At 44.9% G+C, this 6,030-nt stretch carries 6 protein-coding genes; all 6 read left to right on the top strand.

Going from position 1 to position 6,030, the window contains the following annotated elements:
- The first annotated feature begins 66 nt into the window (after positions 1 to 66).
- The 6 genes from proV to AACQ17_RS05120 all read left to right on the top strand — a co-directional run bounded on the left by proV (position 67) and on the right by AACQ17_RS05120 (position 5,948).
- Complete coding sequence (gene proV / locus AACQ17_RS05095) at positions 67 to 1,254, top strand: glycine betaine/L-proline ABC transporter ATP-binding protein ProV (protein ID WP_013867972.1); 1,188 nt, start codon at positions 67 to 69, stop codon at positions 1,252 to 1,254.
- Between the two features lie 2 nt (positions 1,255 to 1,256).
- Complete coding sequence (gene proW / locus AACQ17_RS05100) at positions 1,257 to 2,363, top strand: glycine betaine/L-proline ABC transporter permease ProW (protein WP_017043350.1); 1,107 nt, start codon at positions 1,257 to 1,259, stop codon at positions 2,361 to 2,363.
- Positions 2,360 to 3,367: a glycine betaine/L-proline ABC transporter substrate-binding protein ProX gene (proX, locus tag AACQ17_RS05105; RefSeq protein WP_094147340.1), complete on the top strand. Its 1,008-nt coding sequence runs from the start codon at positions 2,360 to 2,362 to the stop codon at positions 3,365 to 3,367. The genes proW and proX overlap by 4 nt, the downstream gene beginning before the upstream one ends.
- A gap of 4 nt (positions 3,368 to 3,371) precedes the next feature.
- Entirely contained in the window at positions 3,372 to 3,902 is a 531-nt protein-coding gene (locus tag AACQ17_RS05110; RefSeq protein WP_013867975.1) for a MarR family winged helix-turn-helix transcriptional regulator, read from the top strand.
- A 136-nt stretch (positions 3,903 to 4,038) separates the two neighbouring features.
- Entirely contained in the window at positions 4,039 to 4,605 is a 567-nt protein-coding gene (locus tag AACQ17_RS05115) for a mechanosensitive ion channel domain-containing protein (protein ID WP_013867977.1), read from the top strand.
- Positions 4,602 to 5,948: a magnesium transporter gene (locus tag AACQ17_RS05120; protein WP_017046070.1), complete on the top strand. Its 1,347-nt coding sequence runs from the start codon at positions 4,602 to 4,604 to the stop codon at positions 5,946 to 5,948. Before AACQ17_RS05115 ends, AACQ17_RS05120 begins: the two co-directional genes overlap by 4 nt.
- Positions 5,949 to 6,030: the final 82 nt, after the last annotated feature.

The following is a 6,030-nucleotide window of genomic DNA, read 5'->3' on the forward strand; positions in this document are numbered from 1 at the left end:
GTTTAGTGTACTATACATATTTACGGCTAAACATTAAATAGCCATGAAGAACAAAGGATGTAAATCATGTCACCCGTGTTAGAAGTTAAGAACCTCTACAAGGTATTTGGAGAGACTCCGCAACAAGCTTTCCCGCTGTTAGAAAAAGGGTTGGATAAGGACCAAATTTTCGAGCAAACCGGGCTCACTGTTGGGGTCAAGGATGTGTCTCTTTCAATCAATGAAGGGGAGATTTTTGTCATTATGGGTTTGTCCGGTTCGGGCAAGTCCACTTTAGTTCGATTGTTGAACCGCCTGATTGAGCCAACCCAAGGAAGTGTTTTACTGAAGGGTAAGGATATTGCTCATATTTCAGAGCAAGAGCTGCGCGATGTAAGACGTAAAAATATCTCAATGGTATTTCAGAACTTCGCACTCATGCCACATATGACCGTTCTTGAAAACGCTGCCTTTGGATTGGAACTATCAGGAGTAGTGGCTCATGAACGTAATAAAAGTGCAAAAGAAGCGCTCGCTCGGGTTGGCTTAGACGCCTACTGTGAGTCATTCCCTGATGAGTTATCGGGTGGGATGAAACAACGCGTTGGTTTGGCCCGTGCACTCGCCAACGACCCTGACATTTTGTTAATGGACGAAGCATTTTCTGCACTCGACCCGTTAATCCGCACCGAAATGCAAGATGAACTAATCCGCCTGCAAAATGATGATAAGCGAACCATCGTTTTTATTTCTCATGACCTTGATGAAGCAATGAGAATTGGTGACCGTATCGCCATCATGCAAGATGGCATCGTCGTACAAACGGGCACGCCCGATGAAATATTGCATCATCCTGCTAACGATTACGTCAGTTCATTCTTTCGTGGCGTTAATGTTGCCAGTGTTTTTTCAGCTAAAGACATTGCCCGTAAAAAACCCGCGGCCGTTTTTAAAAAACACGACAATGATGGCCCGGCTGCAGCAATGCAGTTACTGATGGATCATGACCGAGACTACGGAATTGTAGTTGACCGTACGAATAAATACTCTGGCATTGTGTCGCTCGACTCTCTGAAACAAGCTCTCAAGCAACAAACATCGCTTAGCGCGGCTCTACTGCCTGACATCGTGACGGTTGATCCGGAGCTGTCTGTTAGTGAATTAATCAGCCAAGTGGCTGAAGTCCCCTACGCCGTGCCTGTTGTCGATCAGCAGGGAAATTATTACGGCGTGATCACCAAATCACGCTTATTGCAGACTTTGGATAGGGAATAATTATGACAACGGAAACCAACATTCAATCCACAGAGGCGCTTGACCCATGGGCGTCTACCGCGCAAACGCCTGTCAGCAGCGATCCTTGGTCAGCGACTACTGCGTCTCCAACTACAGCAGGTGATTGGTTAAATGGCGCAACCGACGCTCCCGCGCCTTTCGATTGGCTGCACCCATTTCAAGATGCAATTATCCCCTTTGATCACTGGGTTGAAACCGGGCTGGGTTGGTTAGTGGAACACGGTAGGCCATTATTTCAAGCTGTCAGAGTACCTGTTGATTTTATTTTAAGTTCATTTGAAACCACGTTAGTTTCAACGCCAGCGCCTGTGATGTTGTTGATTTTATTTTTGATCACATGGCAACTTGCTGGACCTAAAATGGGTATCGCTTCATTAGCCTCGCTGATTACGATTGGATTAATCGGAGCGTGGTCACAAGCAATGGTCACCCTCGCCTTGGTCATGACCTCGGTATTCTTTTGCCTATTGATTGGCTTGCCACTTGGGATTTGGCTGGCCAGAAATCAAACGGCTGCAAAATTCATCCGCCCCGTTTTGGATGCGATGCAAACCACGCCCGCATTCGTGTATTTAGTCCCGATCGTGATGCTGTTCGGAATTGGCAACGTACCTGGCGTGGTGGTAACCATTATTTTCGCCCTGCCACCGATTGTTCGTTTAACCATCTTAGGTATTCAACAAGTTCCCGAAGAGCTTATCGAAGCAGGCCATGCATTCGGCGCAAGCCCAAAACAGATGCTCTACCGTATTCAGTTACCACTAGCCATGCCGACCATTATGGCCGGTGTCAACCAAACACTGATGCTATCGCTGTCGATGGTTGTAATTGCCTCCATGATTGCTGTCGGTGGCTTAGGGCAAATGGTTTTGCGTGGTATTGGCCGACTTGATATGGGACTCGCTGCCGTGGGGGGACTTGGCATTGTCATTCTCGCCATCTTACTTGATCGCCTAACTCAGCATATCGGTACAGAAAATCGCGATCAAAAAGTACGCTGGTATCAAACCGGCCCTATCTCACCCTTTTATTTACTGAAGCAAAAACTGACTCATCAGAGTGCCAACAATCTAGGAGAACAGAAATGAATTACGCATGGAAGACGTTAATCTCAACCAGTTTAATCGCATCGGCGGCATTACCCATCAGCGCTTGGGCTGATAAACTTCCTGGCAAAGGTATTAGTTTACAACCCGTGCAATCGACAGTGGCTGAAGAAACATTTCAAACTCTCATCGTGAACAAAGCGATGGAAGCGCTGGGGTACGATGTCAAACCGACCAAGGAAGTCGACTACAACGTGGCTTATACTTCGATTGCCGAAGGCGATGCAACCTATCTCGCCGTTGGGTGGTTTCCTTTACACGCCGACAAATACTCGATGGCGGGCGGCGACGCTAAGTTCTATCGAAAAGGTCAATATATATCAGGAGCAGCGCAAGGCTACTTGATTGATAAAAAAACGGCAGATAAATACGGTATTACCAATATTGCTCAGTTAAAAGACCCTAAAATCGCCAAGCTGTTTGATGCAAATGGCGATGGTAAAGCAGACTTAACTGGCTGCACACCCGGCTGGGGTTGTGAGATGGTGATTGAGGAGCACTTAACCGCCTACGGTTTACGACCGACCGTTACTCACAACCAAGGTAACTATGCCGCTATCATTGCCGATACAATTTCACGCTACAAAAAAGGCGACCCTATCCTTTATTACACTTGGACACCTTATTGGGTGAGTGGGGTTTTGGTCCCTGGTAAAGATGTCACCTGGCTTGAAGTCCCTTTCTCTGCCCTACCTGGTGAGCGCAAAAATATCGATACAACCCTACCCAATGGAAAGAACTTCGGCTTTGAGATGAACAGTATGCTGATTGTCGCCAATAAAAAATTCGCTCTAGAAAACCCAGCCGCAGCAAAACTTTTTGAAATCATGAAGTTGAATATTAATGATATCAGTGCGCAAAACATGATCATGAGTAAAGGTAAAAACTCTGCCAAAGATATTGAAGCTCATGCCAATGGTTGGATAAAAGCTCACCAATCTGAATTCGATTCGTGGATAAAAACCGCCAAAGAAGCCGCTAAGTAAGAGTATAGAGCCACCCATATCAAAAGGGTGGCTCTGCTTATTTTCAAGGAGGAAAGTATTGGATATTCATGAAGAAGTGCTGGTCGCTATACGCCAAATTATTCGTGCGACAGATCTCCATTCCAAAAAAATAAACAAAGATTTTGGCCTCACTAGCCCCCAACTATTGTTAATGCGTGCGATCCAAAACTCGGCCGATATGACCATAAAGCAACTCTCCGATCATACTAATATGAGCCAAGCTACAGCGACCAGCATTTTGGATCGCTTAGAAAAGCGCGCACTGATCATTCGAGAGCGAGATCAACAAGATAAACGTAAAGTTCATGCGTTGTTGACCCCAACAGGAGATGAATTATTACTCAAAGCACCCACACTGCTAAAAGATAGCTTTATTGAACAATTTCAGGCGTTAAACGCATGGGAACAAACTCTCATTCTCTCCACTTTACAGCGGTTATCGATGATGATGAAAACACCAGAAATAGAAGCATCGACGCTATTGTCTAGTCTAGAACCCGATGATCCTCTCTAGTTTTTATTCGACCGACTAAAGCAAATTGGTTACTTTTTTCTCAACCCAATTCCAATTATCAACCTCAGCCAGATTAGAGGTTGTAATTGACTGAATTTCGGTTATTTTGAACCAAATCTCCTTTTTCTGATTCGTCATGGAATACTTAGACTTATTTCAAAAAAATTATCAATGGATCATCACGATCATGGCGTTGCTTATTTATCCTAAAACAGCCAGCTACACCGTGCGATGGTTTGAGAATATGGTCATAGGCAAAGTCGATATTCATCGGCTTAAACGAGCACGTTGGCTGGTGAAGACCTTACTCTTCTTGGTGTTAGTGTTGACTCTGCTAATGATGTGGGGCGTGGAACTGCGTGGGTTATTGGTTGTTGGCTCATCACTTTTTGCGTTGCTTGGCGTCGGTTTGTTTGCAGGTTGGTCTTTGCTGAGCAACGTCACCTCATTTCTGGTTTTATTTGTACAAAACCACTGTCGCATCGGTTTATGGGTGCGAGTGGTGGATGGCGCAAATTTTGTTGAAGGTAAAATCGTCGACATGAACCTACTCAATGTCGTATTAGAGAATGTTGATGGCAATACAGTGCTCTATCCAAACAACCTCTTTATTGTTCGCCCTGTAATTGTATTAAACAAAACTCCAGAAAAAGCCGTGAAAAAAATCGAGAAGAAACAACTTCCTATCGGAGTAAAACGTTGAACGAATATCAAGACCTTTCACTGCATATTGAAACGATTTCAAAAGCCGATGAGCAGCAACAAATCGACTTACTCGGCGAGTACGTGGAAAGTGGGCTTGATGAAAGCTCGATCGCAATCATCTTAGAAGCTTTTCCTGTCGAGCAGCGGGTACGTCTGTGGCGTAGCCTACCCTTAGAGCTACACATTGATGTACTGACAGAGATGCGTGCTGAAGTACGTTTTTCTATCATCAACGCACTGTCAGAAATAGAACTAAAACTGACTCTCGCCAAGCTCGATAACTTGTCTCTGCTCGAATGGGCCGATTCTCTGCCTGATGAAATCATCAGTGAAGCGCTGCGCTTAATTAGTCGCGACGAGCTTGAATTGTATGATCAAGCCAATGCCTATGAAGATACTGAAGTTGGCCACTGGGCAAACCGTAAAGTGTATACCTTGCCTTTCAGCATCAGTGTCGACAAAGCCAAGATACTATTGGAGAAATATCATTATGACTCTCCACAACATATCTATTTGATCAACAAAGCAAAAAAATTCCAAGGTATCGTGAGTTATACAGAAATTTTGCTTGCTGAAAGCAAAACTTTACTGAAAAACATCAAGCAAGATGATCTCTTTACGCTGAATGCTCACCAGTCACTTTCTGAAGCAGTTGAAGCGTTAGAACATTCCCAATTGCCGACCGTCGCCATCATTGATAACCATGAAATCTTAGTGGGTGAAATTGACTGGCAATTTGCCCTGAGTACACAACGAGAGATTTACGAATCGCGCTTAATGGCCGGTACAGGTATGGATGAAGGAGATGACTTATTTGCACCCATCATTAAAAGTTCCAAAAAACGAGGCCTTTGGCTCGGGATCAACCTGCTGACCGCCATCCTCGCTTCGGTCACTATAGGTATGTTTGAAACGGTCATCTCGCAAGTTGTCGCGTTAGCGGTGTTGATGCCAATTGTTGCCTCGATGGGCGGTATTGCGGGAAGTCAAACCTTAACCTTGATGGTACGTGCCATGGCATTGAACCAAATTACACCGGGTAACCGTTTTGCGTTGCTCAAAAATGAAATTGGTATTGGTTCCATTAACGGTTTGTTATGGGCGTTGATCATTGGTGCTTTGGCAGGGCTCTGGTTCCAGTCAGCGATGATTGGCGCCACCATTTCACTGGCCATTGTCGTAAATATCATTACCGCCGCGCTGTTTGGGGTACTCATCCCGATCACGCTTGATAAGTTTAAGCTTGATCCAGCATTAGCGGGCTCTGTCATCTTAACCACAGTAACGGATGTTGTCGGCTTCTTTGCCTTCTTGGGCACAGCAAGTTTAGTGATGTTGTAGCTTTCCAAACCGCTTGAAGCGGCTTACATCAAAAACGGCAACTTTAAACAGGAAAGGCATGTCATTTCAGACAATTGAATAA

It is taken from the genome of Vibrio sp. V10_P2A27P122 (assembly GCF_963874335.1).
Lineage (GTDB): Bacteria > Pseudomonadota > Gammaproteobacteria > Enterobacterales > Vibrionaceae > Vibrio > Vibrio anguillarum.